Source organism: Dactylosporangium vinaceum, from assembly GCF_019904175.1.
Classification (GTDB): domain Bacteria; phylum Actinomycetota; class Actinomycetes; order Mycobacteriales; family Micromonosporaceae; genus Dactylosporangium; species Dactylosporangium vinaceum.
This window is the reverse complement of the sequence record NZ_CP061913.1, coordinates 2,396,346-2,417,804: the sequence shown is the minus strand read 5'-3', so window position 1 is coordinate 2,417,804 and position 21,459 is coordinate 2,396,346. Positions and strand designations below refer to the sequence as shown.

The following is a 21,459-nucleotide window of genomic DNA, read 5'->3' as shown; positions in this document are numbered from 1 at the left end:
AGCCGATACGCTTGCCGCCCATGGACGTCCTGGCGAACAACGACTGGCGGCGCCGGCGCGCCGTCCCCGTGGTCGAGGCCGAACTCGACCTGGTCGTGGAGGACGCGGACTCGGGCTTCTGCGGTGCCGTCGTCGCGTTCGAGTACGGCGCCGTGGTCCTGGAGGACCGCCACGGCAACCGGCGCAACTTCCCGCTGGACCCGGCCGCATTCCTCCTGGAAGGCCGGACGGTCACGCTCGTCCGCCCGGCTCCCACCCGGGTGCAGCAGCGCAAGACGACGGCGTCGGGCTCGATAGCCCTGGCCGGCCAGTCCGCCCGCGTGGCCCGCCGCAGCCGCATCTGGGTCGAGGGCATCCACGACGCCGCCCTGGTCGAGCGCATCTGGGGCGACGACCTGCGCATCGAGGGCGTGGTGGTCGAACCGCTCGACGGCATCGACGAGCTGGCGGCCGCCATCCGCGACTTCGGCCCGGGCCCCGTGGCCCGCCTGGGCGTGCTCGTCGACCACCTGGTGCCCGGCTCGAAGGAGAGCCGGATCGTGGCCTCGGTGCAGTCCCCGTACGTGCTGGTGACCGGCCACCCGTACGTCGACGTCTGGCAGGCCGTGAAGCCCGAGGCCGTGGGCATCCGCGCCTGGCCGGTCGTCCCACCGGGCCGCCCCTGGAAAGAGGGCGTCTGCGCCGCTCTGGGCGTGGCCGAACCGGCCGAGATGTGGCGGCGAATCCTCCGCTCGGTCTCAAACTTCCGGGACGTCGAAACGCCCCTGATCAACTCAATGGAGCGCCTGATCGACTTCGTGACCGAACCCGACGAAGACGTCTGACCGCCATCGGCCCATAGGGTCCGAGTTTCAAAGCTGAAGAGCATTTTTACTCGGGTCCGCGACAATTGCGGACCGCTGCTCCCGCCAGACCCCGGTCGGCGCCGGGGGCGCCTCCCTTCCGGGTCCGCGGTTTGAGACAAGCATATGGCTGGCGCCATAAAACCTGGCGTCAGGGATCTTGCTAACGCTGGGTTAACATGGGGCCTGGGACGATTGTCGTGTGGCTGGGCAGATGAGTTTGTTCGGGCGGGCGGAAACGGCTTCCATGCGCGACCGGACTCGGCGGCGGAATTATTCTCCGGTGAATGAGGCTTTTCGGCGGGAGCATGCGCGGCATCGGGATTGGGGGCTTGCGCAGCGGCATTCGGCCAAGCTTCGACGCCTGCGCGGGTGTTCGGTTGACGCGCCTGTTACCGGTCTCGCACCCGCTGCCGATCTCGCGCCTGCCGCCGCGCCCGCGCCCACTGCGGACCTCACGCCCGCTGCTGCGCCAGCTGCCAGTCTGACGCTTGCTGCCGATCCCCCGCCCGCTGCCGATCTCGCGCCCGCTGTTGAACTGGCGCCTGCTGCCGACCTCACGCCCAGCGCCGATCTCACGCCCAGCGCCGATCTCACGCCCAGCGCTGATCTCGCGTCCGCTGCCGATCGGGCGCTTGACGCCGATCTCGTGCCCCTCGCGCCAGCGCCCATCGTGCCTGCAACGCGCCCTGCGCCGGCCGCTGTTGCGTCCGCCCCCGCCGCTGTTGAGTCCGCTTCCGCCGCTGTTGGGGCCGATCTCGCCGCTGTTGGGGCCGCTTCCGACGCCGGTGGGTCTGGCCTTGCCGTCGAGGTGCGGGGTGGAGAGCGACCGGCTGGACCGGCACCGCGGCGTGTGATGTCGTCGCGGGGGAAGGACCGGATGGCGTGGTCCGGACCGTTGTCTGGTCACCGTTTGTCGGCCGGGGTCCGCGGTGATGTGCCCGGTCCGTCGTGGTCGTCATTCGGTGCTTGCGGGTCGGGGGCGCCTGCGGCGGAACAATACATTTCCTGGTCGTCATTCCGGCCGCTGAAACGCTCGGCGCTCGGGCCGGTGATGTCGTCGCGGGAGAAGGACCGGATGGCGTGGTCCGGACCATTGTCTGGTCACCGTTTGTCGGCCGGGGTCCGCGGTGATGTGCCCGGTCCGTCGTGGTCGTCATTCAGTGCTTGCGGGCCGGGGACGCCTGCGGCGGAACAAATATTTCCTGGTCGTCATTCCAGCTGCTGAAACGCTCGGCGCTCGGTCCGGGATTTCACCCTTTACGAGTTGCAGGCGTTTCTTTTTCGCCGCAGGCGCTCGCGAATCGTTACCACCGAATGATGACCACTACGGGCCCGGCGGCAGACTGCGGGCCCCGGCCGATGTACGGCGACCAGATTGCGGTCCGGACCACGCTACTCGGTGGTTCCCATCGGCCGAGGACACAATGCGGTGCCCCTCCGGCCGCGGTACCGGAAAGCGACGACCCCGACGTCGCAGGACGTGCCGATGGACCCGCGGCCCGCTGGTTGCCGGCCCGGGTGGGCGGCTGGACCAGCGGGGGGTCGGCGGGATCGGAGGGAAGGACGCTCAGACCTCGTCGATCAGGTGGGCGACCGACGGGATGATGCGGGACGGGCGGTACGGGTAGCGCTCCACGTCCGCGGTGGTGGAGATGCCGCTCAGGACCAGGATGGTCTCCAGGCCCGCCTCCAGGCCGCACAGGACGTCGGTGTCCATGCGGTCCCCTATCATCGCCGTCGTCTCGCTGTGGGCGTCGATGGAGTTCAGGGCCGAGCGCATCATCATCGGGTTGGGCTTGCCGATGAAGTAGGGCTCGATGCCCGTGGCCTTCGAGATCAGGGCGGCGACCGCGCCGCAGGCGGGCAGGGCGCCCTCGTTGGAGGGGCCTGTCGCGTCGGGGTTGGTGCAGATGAAGCGGGCGCCGTTGTTGATGAGACGGATCGCCTGGGTGATGGCCTCGAAGGAGTACGTCCGGGTCTCGCCCAGGACGACGTAGTCGGGCTCGGTGTCGGTCAGGATGTAGCCGACCTCGTGCATCGCCGTTGTCAGGCCGGCCTCGCCGATGACGTAGGCCGTGCCGCCGGGGCGCTGGGTGTCCAGGAACTGGGCGGTGGCCAGGGCCGAGGTCCAGATCGCGGACTCCGGCACGTCGAAGCCGATGCGGCGCAGCCGGGCCTGCAGGTCACGCGCGGTGTAGATCGAGTTGTTGGTCAGGATCAGGAACGGCTTGCCGGACGAGCGCAGCCGGTTGACGAACTCCGGTGCGCCCGGCACGGGCTCGCCCTCGTGCACGAGGACCCCGTCCATGTCGGTGAGCCAGGACTCGATGGGCTTGCGTTCTCTCACGCGCACCATACTCCCTCAGAAACGTTTCGAGCCTATGGCCGTTTTGGTGACACGCAGCAGTCGGCCGGACAGAAATCCCAGGTCGGGATCGTTCCGAGGGCGTGACGCACGTTACCGTGAGCAAGCACTCGTTCCGCGACCAGTTCCCGGATCAGGTCCACGAACCGCGGGTCGGCGCCCGGGGTGGCGGCCCGGACGTAGTCGAGGCCGAGCCGGTCGGCGGTCGCCTTCGCCTCCTCGTCGAGGTCCCACAGGACCTCGAGGTGGTCGGAGATGAACCCGATCGGGCTCACGACGACCTCGGTCACGCCGTCCTTGGCGAGCTGCTCGAGGTGGTCGTTGATGTCCGGCTCCAGCCACGGCACCTGCGGCGGCCCGGAGCGACTCTGCCAGACCAGGTCCCACGACAGCTCGGGTGCGGCCTGCGCCGCGACCAGCCGGGCCGTCTCCAGCAGCTGCGCCTGGTAGCGGCCGACGCCGCCCGGCCCGCTCGCCGCGTTCATGGACGTCGGGATGGAGTGGGCGGTGAAGACCAGGCGCGGCGAGGTGCGACCCGCGACGGCCGCGCGCACCGCGTCGGCGTGCGGGGCGATGTACCCGGGATGGTCGTGGTAGTGGCGGATCTTGTCGATGACCGGGGCGCCGGGCACCTCGGCCCGGGCACGGTCGATGTCGTCGCGATACTGGCGGCAGGACGAGTACGAGCCGAAGGGGCTTGTCACAAAGGCGATCGCACGCTGCACGCCGTCGTCGCGCATCTGCCGGACCGTGTCGGCGAGCATGGGGTGCCAGTTGCGGTTGCCCCAGTAGATCGGCAGCTCGAACCCGGGGCGGAGCGCCTCGATGAGCTCGCGGCACTGGGCGTTGATCGGCGAGACGCCGCCGAAGTGCCGGTAGTGCCCGGCTACGGCCTCCAGGCGCTCGCGCGGGATGCCCCGGCCGCGCGTCACGTTCTCCAGGAAGGGCAGGACGTCGTCCTGCCCTTCCGGGCCGCCGAACGAAAGCAAGAGGAACGCGTCGTAAACCACGCCCCTATTCTGCTCCAAGCCCGGCCGGCGACCGGCAGTAGGCGCCCCGCATCGACGCTCGCCCGATCGCCGGGGTCGCCGCGGGTGATCCGGCCTACTGCCGGTCGCGGTGGATGGTCAGGCGGTGCCGCCGATCGCGTGGTATCCGCCGTCGACGTGGACGATCTCACCCGTGGTGGCCGGGAACCAGTCGGACATCAGCGCGCAGCACGCCTTGCCCGCGGCGGCCTGGTCGTAGAGGTCCCAGCCGAGGGGGGCCGCCTTCGACCAGGTGTCCTCGAACACGGCGAAGCCCGGAATCGACTTGGCCGCCATGGTGCGCAGCGGGCCGGCCGCGACCAGGTTCACCCGGATGCCGCGCGGGCCGAGCTCGCGGGCCAGGTAGCGCGACGTGGACTCCAGGCCGGCCTTGGCCACGCCCATCCAGTCGTAGACGGGGTAGGCCCGGGTCGCGTCGAAGTCCAGGCCCACGATCGAGCCGCCCTGGCCCATGAGCGGCAGACAGGCCACGGCGAGCGACTTGAACGAGAACGTCGAGACGTGCAGCGCGGTGGCCACGTCCTCCCACGGCGCGGCCAGGAAGTCGCCGCCCAGGCAGCTCGGCGGGGCGTAGCCGATGGAGTGCAGCACTCCGTCGAGCCCGTCCACGTGCTCGCGCACCTTGTCGGCCAGGCCGTCGAGGTGCTCCTGGTTCGTCACGTCGAGCTCGATCAGCGGCGCCGGCTCCGGCAGCCGCCGGGCGATCCGCTCGACGAGCGACAGCCGGCCGAAGCCCGTGAGCACCACCTTGGCGCCCTGCTCCTGGGCGAGTTTCGCGGCGGAGAAGGCGATCGACTGGTCGGTGATGATCCCGGTGATCAGCACCCGTTTGCCCTCGAGAAGTCCACCCATGGTTGCGCTATCTCCCTTGAAGACTCGGAAAACTCAGTGGCCCATGCCCATGCCGCCGTCGACCGGGATGACGGCCCCGGTGATGTAGGCGGCGGCGTCGCCGGCGAGGAACGTCACGACGTCCGCGACCTCCTCGGGCTTGGCCATGCGGCCCAGCGGGATGTTCTTCTTGTACTCCGCCTGCGTCGCCTCGGGCAGCACAGCGGTCATGTCGGTCTCGATGAAGCCCGGCGCGACCACGTTGGCGGTGATGTTGCGGCTGCCGAGCTCCCGGGTGATCGAGCGGGCCATGCCGACCAGGCCGGCCTTGCTGGCCGCGTAGTTGACCTGGCCCGGGCTGCCGTAGAGGCCGACGACCGACGAGATGAAGATGATCCGGCCCCAGCGGGCCCGCAGCATCTTGCTCGCGGCGCGCTTGGCGCAGCGGAACGAGCCCGTCAGGTTCGTGTCGATGACGCCGGTGAACTGCTCCTCGCTCATCCGCAGCAGCAGCGTGTCCTGTGTGACACCGGCGTTGGCGACGAGCACCTCGACGGGGCCGAGCGCGTTCTCGACCTCGGTGAAGGCGGCGTCGACGGCGGCGCTGTCGGTGATGTCACACTGCACGCCGAACAGCCCCTCCGGAGCGCCGGAGCCGCGGTGCGTGACGGCGACGCGGTCCCCCTGCTTGGCGAACGCCTGCGCGATCGCCAGTCCGATGCCCCGGTTGCCGCCGGTGACCAGCACGGTCCTCGCCACGGTGCCGCCTTTCGTTACATGCGTGAGTCGTCGACAGGAGAGTAGGCGTTACCAGATGGTAGGACCCAACGCGGCGGGCGGCTGATGCCGGGATTGGTGACTGGGAGTACGATCGGAATCGTCCACGACGTCTGGCCGCGCTGCGCGCTGGGCCCGTTTCGCTGACCGTCCGGCACGGCAGCTGCTCTGCGGAGGTGATCGCTGTGCGAAGTAGCGATCCTTCCAGTCGTGGCCGGTAACCAGCACCGCACCCGCCACGGCTACCCGTGTGTCTGTCCTCTTCATCGTCCGGCTGAAGCCGGCGCTGAATCCTGCTGAGACAACACCCGTTGGAGCATGTCGTGAGCCGATTTGTCGCGCCTTTGGGCTTCTTCCTGGCCGCCGTCTGGGTCGCCGCCCTGTTCTTCCTGGTCGGCGCGCACTAGCACGCCGACCGGACCGCACGTCACCGCTACGGTAGTCGCGAGCCCCACAGCAGGCTCAGCGCGCCGGCGCACAGCGCCATCAGGAACCCGAAGCCGAGGTACCACTGGGTGATCTCCTGCGGCTTCGTCCGGTAGCCGATGGAGCTGCCCATGTCCGAGTAGACCCGCTTCAGCTCATCCTTGCTGGCGGCCTCGTAGAAGTACCCCTTCGTGACCTCCGCCACCTTCTGCAGGGACGGGCGGTCGACCGGCACCCGCTGCGGGGTGTTGCCGATGCGCACGACCCCCTCGTCGGTGCCGAAGGCGATCGTCGACACCGGGACGTTGGCCGCCGAGGCCGCCGCTGACGCGTCCTCCAGGGAGCGGCCCGCGGTGCGGAAGCCGTCGGAGAGCAGCACGATCCGGGCCGGCGGCGGGCCGTTGGCCCCGTCGGCGGGCACCGTGCGGATCGCGTCGAGGCTGGTGAAGACCGCCTCGCCGGTGGCCGTCGACTCCTGCAGGGTCAGGCCCTGGATGGCCTGCATGACCGCGTTGCGCTCCTTGGTCGGCGAGACGAGCACGCTCGCGGTCTTCGCGAACGAGACGAGCCCGACGTTGAAGCTCGCCGGCAGCTGGCGCACGAAGTCCTCGGCCGCCGACTTGGCCGCGTCGATCCGGGTCGGGGCCACGTCGGTCGCCTGCATCGACAGGGACACGTCGATGGCCAGCATGATCGTGGCCCGCTCCAGGGGCTCCTTCGTGTCGACCGACGGGCGGGTCAGGCCGAACGCCAGGATCACCAGGCTGAGCAGGAACGCGGCCGCGCTGACGTGCCGGCGCGCGCCGATGCCCTTGGGCACCAGGCTGCTGAGCAGGTCCACGTTGGTGAAGCGCACGGCGAAGGCGCGGCGGTGCAGCTGCCGCCACACATATATGCCGATCACCCCGGCCACGGGGATCAGGGCGAGCAGCCACCACGGCGAGAGCAGACGGATCATCGGGTCGTACCTCGAGTTCGAGCGTGTCGCTGGGCCGCGACGAACCGGACGATGTCCAGAAGCCAGTCGGAGTCGGTGCGCAGCCGCAGGTGGGCCGCGTTCGCGCCGCGCAGGGCGGCGGCTATCTCGGCGCGCTGGGCGGCGGCCGCATGGGCATACCGGTGCCGCAGTTTCGGATCCGCCGTCTGTACCTCGTGCATGCGCCCCGTCTCCGGGTCGACGAGCGCGATGACCCCCACGTTGGGCAGCTCCAGCTCCCGCGGGTCCACGACCTCCACGGCGAGCAGGTCGTGGCGCACGCCGAGCTTGCGCAGCGGGCGGGCCCACTGCTCGGGCGGGGTCATGAAGTCCGAGATCACCACGGCCAGCCCGCGCCGGCGCGGCGGCCGGTTGAGCATGTCGATGAGCGCACCGAGATCGGCGCGGCCGGGCCGGCCCCGGGTGTGCGCGATCGTGCGCAGCAGGCCCTGCGCATCCTTGCGACCGGGGCGCGCCGGGAGGCGGTTCGTCGCGTCCGCGGTACCCACGACGGCTCCTATGCGGTTGCCACCGCGGACCGTCAGGTGGGCGATGGCGGCGGCGGCGGCCACCGCGAGGTCGCGCTTGAGGTAGAGCGCCGTGCCGAAGTCGAGGCTGGCGCTCAGGTCGACGGCCAGCCAGGTCTCCAGCTCGCGGTCGGAGACGGTCTGGCGCACGTGCGGGAGCGTCGTGCGGGCGGTGACGGGCCAGTCCATGCGGCGCACGTCGTCGCCCGGGCGATACTCCCGCGACTCTCCCGCCTCCGTCCCCGGCCCCGGCAGCAGCCCCAGGTAGTCGCCCTGGAGCAGGCCGTCGAGCTTGCGGGTGACGAGCAGTTGCATGCGGTTGAGGACGACCTCCGCGCGGGAGTCGTCCAGGCCGGCGCCGCTCTCGATCTTCACCGACCCGGCCATGTGGTGATGGTCGTCGTCGCGCCCGGCTGCCCCGGCTGCCCGGGCGGGCCCGCGGGCGCGGTGGTGGCCTGCTGGCGGGGCGCGACGGTGGGCGGCGGCACCGCGGCGAGCACCCGGCGCACGACGTCGTCGGCCGGGATGTCGTCGGCCAGGGCGTCGTAGGACAGGACCAGCCGGTGGCGCAGGATGTCGGGCGCGATGTCCTGCACGTCCTGCGGCAGCGCGTAGTCGCGGCCGCGCAGGAGGGCGAGCGCCCGGCAGGCCCGGACGATGCCGAGCGAGGCGCGGGGGCTGGCCCCGTACTGGATCAGGTGCGCGATGTCGCCGAGCCCGTGCTCGGCCGGGTTGCGGGTCGCGACCACCAGCCGCACCGCGTAGTCCACGAGCGCGTTGTGCACGAACACGTCGTCGGCCCGGTCCTGCAGGGCCATGAGCTCGTCGGTGGTGAGCACCGCGACCGGCTCCGGGGTCTTCACGCTGACCCGGTAGACGATCTCGCGCTCCTCGGCGTCGGTGGGGTACCCCACCTGGATCTTCATGAGGAACCGGTCGCGCTGGGCCTCGGGCAGGGGGTAGACGCCCTCCTGCTCGATCGGGTTCTGGGTGGCCATGACCAGGAACGGCCGCGGCACCTCGTAGGTCTGGCCGCCGACCGACACCTGCTGCTCGGCCATGACCTCCAGCAGCGCCGACTGCACCTTGGCGGGCGCGCGGTTGATCTCGTCGGCCAGCAGGAAGTTGACGAACACCGGCCCCAGCTCGACGTCGAACTTCTCGTTCGACTGCCGGTAGATGCGCGTGCCCACGATGTCGGCCGGCACCAGGTCGGGAGTGAACTGGATACGGGAGAACGTGCCGCCGACGACCCGGGCCAGGGTCTCGACGGCGAGGGTCTTCGCCACGCCGGGCACGCCTTCGAGGAGCACGTGGCCGCGGCTCAGCAGCGACACGAACATCCGCTCGATCATGCGGTCCTGGCCGACGATCACCCGCTTGACCTCGAAGAGGGCCCGTTCGAGCACGGTCGCGTCCTGAGCGGGGGTCGAGACAGGGTTGCTCGGCTGGGTCACCGGTCCTCCACGCACGATTTCGGCTTTGCAGTCAACCTAACGCGGTTACAAACCTAGCGTCGGTCAACCTAGCGTCGCACGGCGCGGCGACCGATCGCGATCCGATGCCGCTGGGAGCCCGCTGAGAGTTCCCTAGTTTTCCGCTTCGTCCGATATATCGCATACGCGGCTATTGATGGCGGGATATTCGTCACCCGGCCGGCGGGACGACTGGACATCACCCGTGCCGCAGTGGGTACGATTCATCTGTCGCCGGGCGGCTTCCCCCGTGGCCGCCCGGCGCTCACCTTTCCCGGCGTGCCGCACACTCGACGTGTGGACGAGCTGATCTGCTCCGCGAAGGGGTGCCGCTCCCAGGCTGTCTGGCGGCTGCTGTGGAACAACCCGAAACTGCACGTGCCCGACCGGCGCAAGACCTGGCTGGCCTGCGAGGAACATCGGGCTTCCCTGTCGGACTTCCTCGGCGCCCGCGGGTTCCTCCGCGAGACCGCGCCGATCGATGCCCGGGATAGGCTCGAAGGGTGAGTCCCCTCGCACCGGACCCGCTGCGCCCGTGGCCGGACACGGTCGCCTGGCGGCCGGTCTCCCCGCGATACTTCCTGGTCAAGGTGGCCGTCCTCGGTGCCTGGGCACTCCTGTTCGCCCTCGCCGCACTCGTCGCCGGGGTGCTCTGGTCGAAGTGGATGTTCGCGGCCGCGGCCGCGGTGCTCGTCGTCGCCGGCGTCCGCGCGTTCTTCCTGCGCCGCTCCATCCGCGCCTGGGGCTACGCCGAGCGGGCCGACGACCTCCTGGTCCGCCACGGGCTGCTGATCCGCCGGCTGTCGATCGTGCCGTACGCGCGGATGCAGTTCGTCGACGTCACCGCCGGCCCCCTGGAACGCGCCGCCGGCCTGGCCACCGTCACCCTGCACACCGCGGCCGCCGCCAGCGACGCCACCGTCCCCGGCCTCCAGGCGGCCGAGGCGACCCGGCTGCGCGACCGGCTGGCCGCACTCGGCGAGATCCGCGAAGAGGGCCTGTGACCCGACGGCGGCTGCACCCCCTGACGCCGCTCGTGCGCGGGGCCAAGCTCGTCGCACTCGCCGCCGTCGCCGTCTCCTGGCGCGGGCTGAGCGACCTGGGCCTCGTGCACTGGCTGATGGCGATGCTGGTGATCCTGGTCGGCGCGATCGTCGTCTCGGCGGTGGCGTGGGCGGTGACCGGGTACGAGATAGCCGGACGTGAGCTGCGCATCCACGAGGGCCTCCTCTCCCGCCGGGTGCGCAGCATCCCCCTCGAACGCGTCCAGGCCATCGACGTCGTGCGACCCGCGCTGGCCCGGATCTTCGGCCTGGCCGAGCTGCGCCTGGAGGTGATCGGCGGCGGGAAGACCGAGGCGCCGCTCGCGTACCTCACCGTCGCCGGCGCCACCGAACTGCGCGCCTCCCTCCTCGGCCTGGCCACCGGCGCCGCCCCCACCCGGCCCGACCAGGAGCGCCCCCTCTTCGCCGTCGACAACCGCCGCCTGATGCTCGCCCAACTGCTCACCCCGCAGGCGCTGTCGGTGCCGATCGGCGCCGTCTTCGTGCTCGGCCCGGCGATCAACCACCCCGACTGGACCCTGATCGGCGCGGCCAGCACGATCACCGCGTTCCTCGGCATCTTCCAGGTGCCCGTCCGCCGCGTCCTCGACGAGTGGGACTTCCGCATCGCCGACGACAGCACCGCCCTGCGCGTGCGGCAGGGCCTGCTCAACAAGCGCAGCCAGTCGGTCCCCCCGCGCCGCGTGCAGGGCATCAAGGTCACGTGGCCCCTGCTGTGGCGCCCGGCCGGCTGGGCCCGCGCCCGCATGGACGTCGCCGGCTACGGAGGCGACGGCGAGGAGCAACTCCGCGCCGGAACGCTGGTGCCGGTGGCGTCGGCCTCCGACACTGCCGAACTGATTGCGGCGGTACTGCGAGAGGCCGCCCTCACCACAGCCGACGCCCACGCGCTCCCCGTGGCCGCACCGCCGCGCCGGGCCCGATGGCTGGCGCCGCTGGCCTGGTCACGCATCGGGGTCGCGGTGACCGACGAGTTCGTCGTGGTCCGCGAGGGCGTGCTGACCCGCGAACTGATAGCCGTACCGCTGGCCCGCGTCCAGAGCGTCCGCATCACCCAGGGCCCGTGGCAGCGCGCCCTGTCGCTGGCCACGGTCACGGTCGACACGGCGGGCCGCCTGAGCGCAACCGCCCGCCTCCGCGACGCCGCCGACGCCTACCGTCTGGCCGACGACCTGGCCACCCGCTCCCGCGCCGCCCGCCACACCTACACCGCCCACCTGGCCACCACCCGCGCCGCCACTCCCCCACCGGACGCCGCTCCCCCGGAGGACGCGGGCGGCCCCGTGGAAGCGACGCCCGATACGGGCGCCCGCGCGCACGACGGGAACGGCGGCACGTAAGGCGCCCGCATCGGGCGGTCGGGGTGGGTCAGGTGGCGGGGGCGGTCAGCTTCGGGAGGACCTGGCCGATCGGCTCCCGGATGACCTCGTCGGCGATCGCGTCGTAGGGGGTCTCGGCGTCGTTCAGGATGACGATCTTCGCGCCCTGCTTCGCCGCCACCGTGACGAGCCCCGCGGCCGGGTGGACCGTGAGCGACGTGCCGATGGCGATGAACGTGCGGCAGTACATGGACGCCTCGGCCGCGGCCGTCAGTGTCGCCATGTTCATCTGCTGCCCGAACGAGATCGTCGCCGACTTGAGCATGCCGCCGCACCCGAGGCAGGCCGGGTCGTCCTCGCCCGCGCGGACGCGGGCCAGGGTCTCCGGCATCGGGCCGCGCGCGCCGCACTGCAGGCACTCGGTCTCGTGCACGGTCCCGTGCAGCTCGATGACCTTGTCCCCGGGCAGGCCGCCCCGCTGGTGGAGCCCGTCGATGTTCTGCGTGACCACCGCGTCGAGCAGCCCGGCCCGGTCGAGGTCGGCCAACGCCAGGTGCGCGGCGTTGGGCTGCGCCGACCAGGCCGGATGGGTGAGCCGCTCCTGCCAGGCCCGCCGCCGCACGTCCGGATCGGCGACGTAGTGCTCGATCGACGACAGTTTCATCGCCTCCGGATCGCGCGTCCACACGCCGTTGGGCCCGCGGAAGTCCGGAATCCCGGAGTCGGTGGAGATCCCGGCCCCGGTCAGCGCCACCACGTGCCCCTGTGCGATCCACTCCGTCGCCTCGTACATGGCGCTCAGGGTAGGCAATGTCCGGTCGATAAGCTTGCGAGTATGCAGCCTCACTCGGTTGATGCCTCCTCCTGGACCGGTGCCGTCACCCGTGTCGAGCTCACGGTCACCGACGCCGACACCGCCCAGGCCATGGGCTCGGGCGACGTCCCCGTGCTGGCCACACCCCGCGTCCTGGCCCTGGCCGAGGCGGCCACCGTCGGGGCCACCGCCCGCCGCCTCCCACCCGGCTACACCACCGTCGGCACCCGAGCCGACCTGGAGCACCGCGCCGCAACCCCGATCGGCGGCCACGTGACGGCCGAGGCCCGCCTGGCAAAGGTCGACGGCCGGCGCCTGACGTTCGAGATCGTGGTCCGCGACGGCAAACAGGTGGTAGCCGAGGGCCGGATCGAGCGGGTGATCGTGGACCGCGCCCGCTTCCTGGCGAACATCATGGAGTAGCACCAACCAGCACGGCGAACGGCGCGTGACGGGCGCAGGGCCGTCGGCCGGGCGCGGCATACACTTGTTCGGGGGGTTGGGCATGACGTTCCTGCACGAGATCGGCTCCGGGGTGCACGTCCTGCGCCACCCGGTGCTCGACGTCAACGCGACACTCGTCGTCGGCGGCGAGTCGGCGCTCGTCGTCGACACCCTGTCGACGGCGGTGCAGGCCCAGGAGCTTCTGGCCGCAGTACGCCGGGTGACAGCGCTCCCGCTCACCGTCGTCAACACCCATCATCACTTCGACCACAGCTTCGGCAACCAGGTCTTCGCCGGCGCCAAGATCTGGGCCCACGAGGAGGCCGCCCGGCTGATCGGCCCGGCGATGCACGCGCGGGCCGCCGTCGAATACCCGGACATGGCCTCCGAACTCGCCTGCACCACCCCGTCCGCGCCCACCGAACTGGTCCGCGCCGCGGCCGACCTCGACCTGGGCGACCGTCCGGTGCAGCTGCGCCACTTCGGCCGCGGCCACTCGATCGGCGACCTGGCCGTGCTGGTCCCCGACGCGGACGTGCTCATCGCCGGAGATCTGGTCGAGGAGAGCGGCCCGCCGCAGTTCGACGACGCGTACCCGCTCGACTGGCCCGACACAGTAGCCGCGCTCCTGACCCGGCTCACCCCGGACTCCCTCGTCGTACCGGGCCACGGCGCCGTGGTCGGCCTCCCCTTCGTCACCGCCCAGCACGAGCACCTGGCCGCCCTGGCCTGGCTGATCCGTGAAGGCGACGCGGACGGAGCACCACCGGAGCGGGTCGCCGCCAAGTCACCGTTTCCGCAGGATGTCAGCCTGCCCGCGGTACAGCGGGGATATCTGCAGTTGAATGCACTGACCTGAGCCCCCGCGCTGATCTCGCTGCGCACGCTGCGGCCGATATGTCGGGCGCTGGCGCGCCTCGACATATCGGATTTTTCGCCTGACGGGGTATTCGCCCGATTTGTAGCCATTTGTTACATCACCGCGCGGCCGGTGTCTGGCGGCCGGTGTCGGGCGGCACGGCACAAGCCGACCGTCCGCGCGCTCACCGTGATGGCCCCGGGCCGTCGGCCGCTCTCGCGGGCAAGCGAGGCGACCGACACGGGTCCACGCCGCCAGCAGCCGCCGGCCGATCCCGCGCGGCGCGACGGGAAGCCGCCGTCCGCGCCGCGCGAAGGCGAGCCGTCCGCGCTCCCTAGGCGGTGGCTGGCGCCAGTCGCCGGCTGATCTCGCGCAGCGCCACAGCGAGATCGCGGCCGCTCATCGCCTGGCCCGGCGTCGTGAGGTTCTGGACGACCACGCCGGTGAGCAGGGCGTGGTAGAAGCCGCCGACCACCCGGGCCAGCTCCGGCTCCGCGCCCGCGTCGATCCCGTGGAAGAGCGCGGCCAGCCCGGCCTGGGCCTGCCGCTGCGGCTCGGCCCACTGCGGTGCCGGCTCCGGCTGCCGGCCCAGCTGCGTGACCAGCTCGAACTGCGTGGTCCACAGCTGCCGGTTCGCGGTCACCGAGGCGATCACGTTCGTCCACACCGCCTCGAACCGCTCGGCCGGGTCGGCGACGTCGCCCGCCGATGTCAGAGCCCGCTCCATCTCGTCGCCCCACTGCTCAAGCGCCTGCTGGAGAGCCTCGTTGAGCAGGCCCTCGGTGGTCCTGAAGTGGTAGTTGATCGCCGCCAGGCTCACCCCGGCCGCCTTGGCGATGTCGCGTGCGGTCGTGGCCGCGTACCCCTTCTCGAGCAGGCACTGCAGCGCGCCGTCGAGGAGCTTCTCCCGGTTACCCATGTCTGAAGCATACGTCTAAAAATTCTGTCTTGTACAAACGTCTGAGACTTGTGTACAGTCATGGCATCAAGGAAACGCCGCAAGGCAAACCGGGGAGGGTTCCACAATGTCTGTTCTCGCCATCACCGCCGCTTCCGCCGCCGTCGTCGCCGCCGCACCGCTCGCCTACCGGGCGATCCGCAAGCAGCAGCGCGCCGCCGACGCCCGCATCACCGGCCCCGACCGCGTGGTCGAGGGCCGATACCTCAACGTCGGCGGCGTCGAGCAGTGGCTGCAGATCCGCGGCGAGGACCGCAACAACCCGGTCCTGCTCGTCGTGCACGGCGGCCCCGGCTCCCCCTACTCGGTCTTCACCCCGGTGCTGCGCGAATGGGAGCGGCACTTCACCGTCGTGCAGTGGGACCGCCGCGGCGCCGGCAAGACCCTGCGGCGCAACGGCTTCAACGCGGCCGAGATGGACTTCGATCTGATGGTGCGCGACGGCATCGCGGTCGCGGAGCACCTGCGCGAGTACTTCGGCCAGGAGCGCATCGTCCTGATGGCCGGCTCGATGGGCACCATCGTGGGCGTGCCGATGGTGCAGCAGCGCCCCGACCTGTTCTGCGCCTACGTCGGCACCGACTTCTACGTGAACATGGTCGAGAACGAGCGCCAGGGCCGCCTCGACACCATCGAGCGCCTCCGGGAGGCGGGCAACAAGCGCGGTGTGGCCGCGCTCGAGAAGCTCGACGCCGACCCGCGTGCCTGGGACGTCAAGCAGTGGGGCGTGCGCATGCAGTGGAGCATGGGCACCGACCCGACCACCGGCAACGCCGCGCTCACCAACCTGTTCAAGCTGCTGCTCACCAAGCCGGACTACTCGCTGGCCGACGTGCAGGCGTGGCTGAAGGGCTTCGGCAAGTCCCGCGACACCATGTTCGGTCAGTTCATGCAGTGGGACGCCCGGGCGCACGGCACCTCGTTCGAGGTCCCGTTCTACCTGTTCCAGGGCGCCAACGACGTGGTCACTCTGACCGAGCCGGCGGTCGAGTACTTCGCCGAGGTCCAGGCGCCGCAGAAGGAGCTGGTCCTCATCGAGGGCGCGAGCCACTTCGCCGCGTTCACCCAGCCGGGCCGGTTCCTCGACGCGCTGCGCCAGGTTCGCTGCTGAACAGTCCCCCGGATCAGAGCGCCTCGACGGTCCCGTCGAGGCGCGCTTTTTCGGCTGCCCACACGACCAGGTGCCCGGCGAGGCTGGTGTGCACATCGGAGCGCAGCAGCCCGCCGTCGTTCGCGGCCACCGCGCCGACGAACGCCGCCACCAGGTTCGCGTCGCCGTCGGAGTGGTCCCCGGGGCGCGGCGCGGCCACGTCGATCGTCTCGTCCGCCCCGGTGCGGAAGTCGACGACGCGCAGCGCATGCCCATCGCCGTCGATGAATCCATGGGTGCCGAACAGCCGCGTCTTGCGGTGCTCCAGCGGCGTGAACGCGGTCATAGTGAGCGACACCGTCCCCCCGCCGGCCAGCTCCATCGACACCACCTGGTGATCGACGACGTCGTTGTCACAGGCATAGACGCAGCGGCCGTACTGCCCATGCTCAAGCGCTTCCCGCACGCTCTGCGGGGTGCCTTCGGCGGTCACCACGGAAAGCGGCCAGCCGACCGGTTCGCCGGCCGCGCGCTCCTGCGGCGCCTTCGCGAGCGGGAAGTAGAGCTTCGGCGCCGAGTACGGGCATTCGGGCTCGATCGCACAGTCCAGGCACCTGTCGCCGGCACCCTCCGGGCGCTGATCGGCCCGGAAGTGCGCAAGGCCGCCGAACGAGCTCACCCGGCGGACGGGCTCGCCCGCGAGGTACAGCAGCCAATCGATGTCATGACAGGCTTTCGCCAGCAGCATCGGCGACGAGACGGCCGCACTGCGCCAGTTGCCGCGCACGAACGAGTGCGCCTGGTGCCACCAACCGACCGGTTCGAGGTGCTGCATGCTCACGAGCCGGCCGATGCGCCCGGCGTCGAGCAGCTCCTTGAGCGCGGCGGTGTACGGGGTGTACCGCAGCACATGACACACCGCCGCGATCACACCGGCCTCGGTGACAGCGGCCGCGATCCGCCGGGCCGCGCCCTCCTCGGGGGCCATGGGCTTCTCGAGCAGCAGGTGGTACCCCTGCCCGGCCAGCAGCACCGCCGGCCCCTCGTGCATGGCGTCCTGGGTGGCGACGATCGCCGCCTCGGCGAGGCGAGTGCCGTGTTCGAGCTGCTCCCAGCCCGCGAACGTCAGCTCCGCCGGTATCCCGAACTCGCTCGCGAACGCGGCCCGCCGGGCGGGGTCCGCCTCGGCCACCGCGACGATCTCGGCGCGACCGGTCCGCACGGCGAGGCGCGAGTACCAGGTGCCACGCTGCCCCGCCCCGACGACGAGCAGCCGCACCGGCGCCGCGCTCATGCGGCCACCATGACCACGTCGCGCGTACCGGCCCCGACGACCGCGACAGGCACCGGCACCGCGCTCATTCGGCCACCACGACTGCGATGCGCGTATCGACCGTCACGCTCGTGGCTCGACGCCGCCGCCGCGCTCACTCCGCCATGACGACTGCGATGTGCGTATCGACACTTGCGTTCGTGATTCAACGCCGGCGTCGTGCTCATTCGGCCACCGTGACCTCGACGCCTGCCCGCCGGATCGCGGCGACCTGCTCCGGGTCGGCCGTCGCGTCGGTGACAAGCATCGCGACGTCGGTGATCGGGGCGATCGCGGCGAGGCAGGTCCGGCCGACCTTGGAGCCGTCCGCGACCACCATGACCCGGTCGGCCCGCCGGATCATTGCCGCGTTCGTGTGCGCCTCGATCTCGTCGTGCGTGGTCAGGCCGCCCCGCGCGCTGATGCCGTCGACGCCGATGACGGCGATCTCGATGTTCAGGCCCGAGAGCGCCTGGTCGGCGATCGGCCCGACCAGCTCGTACGACTGGGTGCGCGACACCCCACCGGTCATGATGAGCTTCAGCCGCGGCCGCAGCACGAGCTCGGACCCGATGTTGAGCGCGTTCGTCACGACTGTCAGGTCGACCCGGTCGGCGAGCAGCCGGGACAGCAGCAGCGTGGTGGTGCCCCCGCTGAGCCCGAGCGTGAGCGGGCCGCGCGGCAGGAGCTCGGCGGCGCGCCGGGCCACGAGGACCTTCTCTTCGCGATGCTGCCCGGTCCGGTACCGCACCGGCAGCTCATAGGCCACGTCGACGGCCACCGCCCCGCCGTGCGTGCGCGCGACGAGCCGCTGGTCCTCCAGCACCTGCAGATCACGCCGGATCGTGGCGGTCGAGACACCGAACTCCTCGGCGATCGCACCGGCATCGACCGACCCGTTGCGGGCGACGTGCTCGAGGATCGCCGACATGCGGTCAGCTCGGCGCAGCGGACTCAGTGACATGGGCCTCCGATGCTTGCCTGCCGTCCACGTGGCCGGCGGTCGCTTGCCTCCCGCCGACGTGCGCGGCGGTCGCTTGCCTCGGCCCGGCTTGGCCGACGGTCGCGTAGGTGGTGGTTGCTCGTTCGCGGTGCTCTTGGCCGACGGCTGCTTGCCTGCTGTCGTCCTGGCTGACGGCCGGTTGAGTGACTGTTGCTTGCCTGCCGTGGTCTTGGTCGACGGTCGGCTGCGCGGGGGTTGTTTGCCTGCCGTGGTGCTTGTCGACGAGCGGTTGGGTGACGGTTGTCTGCCTGCTGTGGTCTTGGTCGACGGTCGGTTCGGTGACGGTTGCTCGGATGACGAAACGCGCAGTGAAGATAGTCCACTTGTGCGCGAATGGTCAAAGAACCTTGTGCGAGTGTGCATGTTTCTCAACAATCCCGTCCATGACTGTGATCGCGTTCCTTGGAGCCGGCAGCGTCGTGTTCACGCGGGAGCTGCTGGCCGACCTGCTGTCGTTCGACGAACTGCGCGGCGTGACGCTCGCGCTGCACGACATCGACGTTGAGCGCCTGGAGACGGCGGAGGCGATCGCCCGGCGCACAGCCGAACAGCTCGGCGCCAAACCGGTGATCACCACGAACCTCGACCGTCGAGCGGCCCTGTCCGGCGCGTCGTACGTTATCAACTCGATCCAGGTCGGCATGCACGCTGCGACGGTTTCTGACTTTGAGGTACCGGCCCGCTACGGCCTGCGACAGACGATCGGCGACACACTCGGCGTGGGTGGCATTTTCCGCGCCCTGCGCACGTTCCCCGTCTTGGCCGGAATAGCCGCGGACATGCGCGAGCAGTGCCCCGACGCGTGGCTGCTCAACTACACGAACCCGATGGCGATGAATGTGTCCTACCTGGCCGCGATCGCCCCCGACCTCAACGTGGCCGGCCTGTGCCACTCGGTCTTCTGGACCGTGCACGACCTGTGCGAACTGCTCGGCGTACCGCTCGACGAGGTCGACTACCGCGCCGCCGGCGTCAACCACCAGGCGTGGCTGCTGCACTGGGAGCACCGGGGCGAGAGCCTGTACCCGCGCCTGGACGCGCGCCTGGCCGCCGACCCGCAGCTCCAGCGCCGTGTACGCATGGACATGTACCGCCGCCTGGGCTACTTCCCGACCGAGACGAGCGAGCACTCGTCGGAGTACGTCCCCTGGTACCTGCACCACGACAGCGAGGTCGAGCGCCTACGCATCCCGGTCGGCGACTACCTGCGCATCAGCTCCGACAACCTGGCCGAATACGCCGCGGTCCGCACCGCGGTACTGGCCGGCGAGCCCCTGGACCTGCACCGCGAGGCAACGGAGTACGCACCCCAGGTGATCCACAGCATGGAAACCGGCACCCTACGCGAAATCCACGCCAACGTCGCCAACCGGGGCCTGATCACCAACCTGCCCGACGGCTACGGCGTCGAGGTGCCGTGCCTGGTCGACCGCCTGGGAGTACACCCGCAGCGGGTCGGAGCCCTCCCGCCCCAATGCGCAGCCGTCAACCGCGGCTTCGTGAGCGTCGGCGAACTGACCGTGCAAGCCGCCCTCACCGGCGACCCCCGCCTGGTCCGCCAGGCCGCAATGGTCGACCCGAACACCGCCGCGACCCTGACCGTTGACCAGATCTGGTCCCTGTGCAACGACCTGACGGCCGCCCACGGCTCCCTCCTCCCCGAACCTCTGCGTACCCCCGTAACCCTGTAACCCCTCCCCCACCCCGCCCGGCTCGTCACCGAACCCATTCACCGCGATGCACGCAACTGCTTCACCGCGATGCACCCAACTGCGCGCACAGCCCGGCCCACCACAACACGCACACCTTCGCGCACAGTCCAGGACGCACCGCAACACCCAACAACGCCGCGCCCGGTCCGGGAGGCACCGCAACATCCAACAACGCCGCGCACGATCCGGGAGGCACCACACACGCGCAGCCGAACGAGCAACTCTCGGCATGCACGAACTGAGCGACGCACCCAGCGAACATCGACAACCACGCAAGTACGAACAACGCACCGTGCAGCGCGCGAGACGTGCAGCGCGCGACACGTGCAACGCGCGACACGTGCAACGCGCGACACGTGCAACGCGCGAGACATGCAGCGCGCGAGACATGCAGCGCGCGAGACATGCAGCGCGCGAGACATGCAGCGCGCGAGACATGCAGCGCGCGAGACATGCAGCGCGCGCAGTGCGGCTCAGCGGTGTGCGCAAAGCGCGAGTGCGTGCGACAGGCGGCGGGCGGCGGCAGGCGTGATTGCAGCTAAGTGATCGAATCGCGCGCAAACGTGCAACGTCGAATGTTCACTTGCGCAGCAAACCTTGTGTAGCGAACGCAAACGCGCATAGCGTTCGCGCATGAACGACACTGCGCTCGAAATCTCCAGTCAGCCTGAGGTCTGGGCCGTCGGGCTCGGGCGGGCCGATGAGGCTCGTGCCGCGCTCGGCGCTCCCGGTGAGCGGATGCTCGTGCTCGGGTGCGGCACCTCGTGGTTCGTCGCGCAGGCCATCGCCGAACTGCGCGAGGCGGCCGGGCTGGGCGAGACCGATGCGGTGTGCGCGTCCGAGTACGTCCCCCGGCGCCGGTACGACCGGGTTGTCGCCGTCACGCGCTCGGGCACGTCCACCGAGGTGCTCGAGGCGCTGCGACAGGTGCCGGACGGCGCGCACCGGGTGGCGATCACCGCGGTCGCCGGCGAGCCGGTCGACGATCTGGTCGACACCCGCCTCCTGCTCGACTTCGCCGACGAGCGCAGCGTTGTGCAGACCCGCTTCCCCACCACCGTCCTGGCAATGGCCCGCGCCGCGTTCGGCGAGGACCTCAAGCACCTGATCGCCGACGGCCGGGCCGCGCTGGCCGCACCGCTGCCGGCCGACCCGAGCGAGATCGACCACCTGGTGTTCCTCGGCACCGGCTGGACGATCGGGCTCGCCCACGAGGCGGCGCTCAAGGTACGCGAGGCAGCCCAGGCATGGTCCGAGTCGTACCCGGCGCGCGACTACCGCCACGGCCCCGTCGCCGTCGCCGGTCCGCGCAGCCTGGTCTGGTCGTTCGGCGCCGTGCCCGCGTCCCTCGACGACGCGGCGCTCGACGCCGGCGCCCGCCCGTACCGCGACGACCGCGACCCGCTCGCCCAACTCGTCCTGGCCCAGCGCTTCGCCGTCGCACTCGCCGCCCACCGCGGCCTCGACCCCGACCGCCCCCGCCTTCTGACCCGCTCCGTAGTCCTCACCTGAACCACCGCCGGTCCCACCACGACCGGCCCTAGAGCCACGCCAACTGCGCAACCGCACATCCCGCCCAGGTAACCGTCGAACCTACGAATACGACATATGAC

General features: G+C 70.8%; 20 protein-coding genes. 9 read left to right on the top strand and 11 right to left on the bottom strand.

What is annotated here, in order from left to right:
* Positions 1-20 precede the first annotated feature (20 nt).
* Entirely contained in the window at positions 21-824 is an 804-nt protein-coding gene (locus Dvina_RS10525) for a DUF3097 domain-containing protein (protein WP_223102272.1), read from the top strand.
* A gap of 1,588 nt (positions 825-2,412) precedes the next feature.
* Here the strand turns inward: Dvina_RS10525 and Dvina_RS10520 are convergent.
* The 7 genes from Dvina_RS10520 to Dvina_RS10490 form a co-directional block, all read right to left on the bottom strand.
* Positions 2,413-3,201, bottom strand: coding sequence for an HAD-IIA family hydrolase (locus Dvina_RS10520; RefSeq protein ID WP_223102271.1), 789 nt, complete (start codon positions 3,199-3,201; stop codon positions 2,413-2,415).
* 23 nt (positions 3,202-3,224) lie between these two features.
* On the bottom strand, positions 3,225-4,220 hold the full coding sequence (locus tag Dvina_RS10515) for a ferrochelatase (RefSeq protein WP_223102270.1): 996 nt from the start codon (positions 4,218-4,220) through the stop codon (positions 3,225-3,227).
* A 117-nt stretch (positions 4,221-4,337) separates the two neighbouring features.
* A complete protein-coding gene (gene fabI / locus Dvina_RS10510) occupies positions 4,338-5,111 on the bottom strand; it encodes an enoyl-ACP reductase FabI (RefSeq protein ID WP_223102269.1) in 774 nt (257 codons plus the stop codon).
* Between the two features lie 33 nt (positions 5,112-5,144).
* Positions 5,145-5,849, bottom strand: a complete 705-nt coding sequence (fabG, locus tag Dvina_RS10505; RefSeq protein ID WP_223102268.1) for a 3-oxoacyl-[acyl-carrier-protein] reductase — start codon at positions 5,847-5,849, stop codon at positions 5,145-5,147.
* Between the two features lie 451 nt (positions 5,850-6,300).
* Entirely contained in the window at positions 6,301-7,251 is a 951-nt protein-coding gene (locus Dvina_RS10500; RefSeq protein WP_223102267.1) for a VWA domain-containing protein, read from the bottom strand.
* Positions 7,248-8,183 (bottom strand): DUF58 domain-containing protein, encoded by a 936-nt coding sequence (locus tag Dvina_RS10495; RefSeq protein WP_223102266.1) that lies wholly within the window; start codon positions 8,181-8,183, stop codon positions 7,248-7,250. Before Dvina_RS10495 ends, Dvina_RS10500 begins: the two co-directional genes overlap by 4 nt.
* Complete coding sequence (locus tag Dvina_RS10490) at positions 8,168-9,253, bottom strand: AAA family ATPase (RefSeq protein ID WP_246656136.1); 1,086 nt, start codon at positions 9,251-9,253, stop codon at positions 8,168-8,170. The genes Dvina_RS10495 and Dvina_RS10490 overlap by 16 nt, the downstream gene beginning before the upstream one ends.
* A gap of 315 nt (positions 9,254-9,568) precedes the next feature.
* On the opposite strand from Dvina_RS10490, the gene Dvina_RS10485 reads away from it, so the two are divergent.
* The 3 genes from Dvina_RS10485 to Dvina_RS10475 are packed head-to-tail and all read left to right on the top strand — an operon-like array spanning position 9,569 to position 11,675.
* Positions 9,569-9,778, top strand: a complete 210-nt coding sequence (locus tag Dvina_RS10485) for an acetone carboxylase (protein WP_246656135.1) — start codon at positions 9,569-9,571, stop codon at positions 9,776-9,778.
* Positions 9,775-10,275 carry a PH domain-containing protein gene (locus Dvina_RS10480; protein ID WP_223102264.1) on the top strand — a complete coding sequence of 167 codons (501 nt, stop codon included), beginning with the start codon at positions 9,775-9,777 and terminating at the stop codon, positions 10,273-10,275. The genes Dvina_RS10485 and Dvina_RS10480 overlap by 4 nt, the downstream gene beginning before the upstream one ends.
* Positions 10,272-11,675, top strand: a complete 1,404-nt coding sequence (locus Dvina_RS10475; protein WP_223102263.1) for a PH domain-containing protein — start codon at positions 10,272-10,274, stop codon at positions 11,673-11,675. The genes Dvina_RS10480 and Dvina_RS10475 overlap by 4 nt, the downstream gene beginning before the upstream one ends.
* Before the next feature lie 28 nt (positions 11,676-11,703).
* Here Dvina_RS10475 and Dvina_RS10470 read toward each other — a convergent pair whose 3' ends face one another.
* Entirely contained in the window at positions 11,704-12,447 is a 744-nt protein-coding gene (locus Dvina_RS10470) for an SIR2 family NAD-dependent protein deacylase (protein ID WP_223102262.1), read from the bottom strand.
* Positions 12,448-12,489: 42 nt separating this feature from the next.
* Between Dvina_RS10470 and Dvina_RS10465 the strand changes: the two genes are divergently transcribed.
* Together Dvina_RS10465 and Dvina_RS10460 are read left to right on the top strand one after the other, a co-directional pair.
* The gene (locus Dvina_RS10465) at positions 12,490-12,891 is read left to right on the top strand and encodes a thioesterase family protein (protein ID WP_223102261.1); all 402 of its coding nucleotides are present in this window, start codon (positions 12,490-12,492) and stop codon (positions 12,889-12,891) included.
* Positions 12,892-12,973: 82 nt separating this feature from the next.
* Complete coding sequence (locus Dvina_RS10460) at positions 12,974-13,771, top strand: MBL fold metallo-hydrolase (protein WP_380029449.1); 798 nt, start codon at positions 12,974-12,976, stop codon at positions 13,769-13,771.
* A gap of 334 nt (positions 13,772-14,105) precedes the next feature.
* Here the strand turns inward: Dvina_RS10460 and Dvina_RS10455 are convergent, their stop codons facing one another.
* Positions 14,106-14,690: a TetR/AcrR family transcriptional regulator gene (locus Dvina_RS10455; protein ID WP_223102259.1), complete on the bottom strand. Its 585-nt coding sequence runs from the start codon at positions 14,688-14,690 to the stop codon at positions 14,106-14,108.
* A gap of 106 nt (positions 14,691-14,796) precedes the next feature.
* On the opposite strand from Dvina_RS10455, the gene Dvina_RS10450 reads away from it, so the two are divergent.
* A complete protein-coding gene (locus tag Dvina_RS10450; protein WP_223102258.1) occupies positions 14,797-15,840 on the top strand; it encodes an alpha/beta fold hydrolase in 1,044 nt (347 codons plus the stop codon).
* A gap of 13 nt (positions 15,841-15,853) precedes the next feature.
* Here Dvina_RS10450 and Dvina_RS10445 read toward each other — a convergent pair whose 3' ends face one another.
* Both Dvina_RS10445 and Dvina_RS10440 read right to left on the bottom strand, forming a co-directional pair.
* On the bottom strand, positions 15,854-17,113 hold the full coding sequence (locus Dvina_RS10445) for a Gfo/Idh/MocA family protein (protein ID WP_223102257.1): 1,260 nt from the start codon (positions 17,111-17,113) through the stop codon (positions 15,854-15,856).
* Between the two features lie 202 nt (positions 17,114-17,315).
* Positions 17,316-18,062: a DeoR/GlpR family DNA-binding transcription regulator gene (locus Dvina_RS10440; RefSeq protein WP_246656134.1), complete on the bottom strand. Its 747-nt coding sequence runs from the start codon at positions 18,060-18,062 to the stop codon at positions 17,316-17,318.
* Between the two features lie 455 nt (positions 18,063-18,517).
* On the opposite strand from Dvina_RS10440, the gene melA reads away from it, so the two are divergent.
* Positions 18,518-19,825: an alpha-glucosidase/alpha-galactosidase gene (gene melA, locus Dvina_RS10435; RefSeq protein WP_223102255.1), complete on the top strand. Its 1,308-nt coding sequence runs from the start codon at positions 18,518-18,520 to the stop codon at positions 19,823-19,825.
* Positions 19,826-20,479: 654 nt separating this feature from the next.
* Complete coding sequence (locus Dvina_RS10430) at positions 20,480-21,358, top strand: SIS domain-containing protein (RefSeq protein WP_223102254.1); 879 nt, start codon at positions 20,480-20,482, stop codon at positions 21,356-21,358.
* Positions 21,359-21,459: the final 101 nt, after the last annotated feature.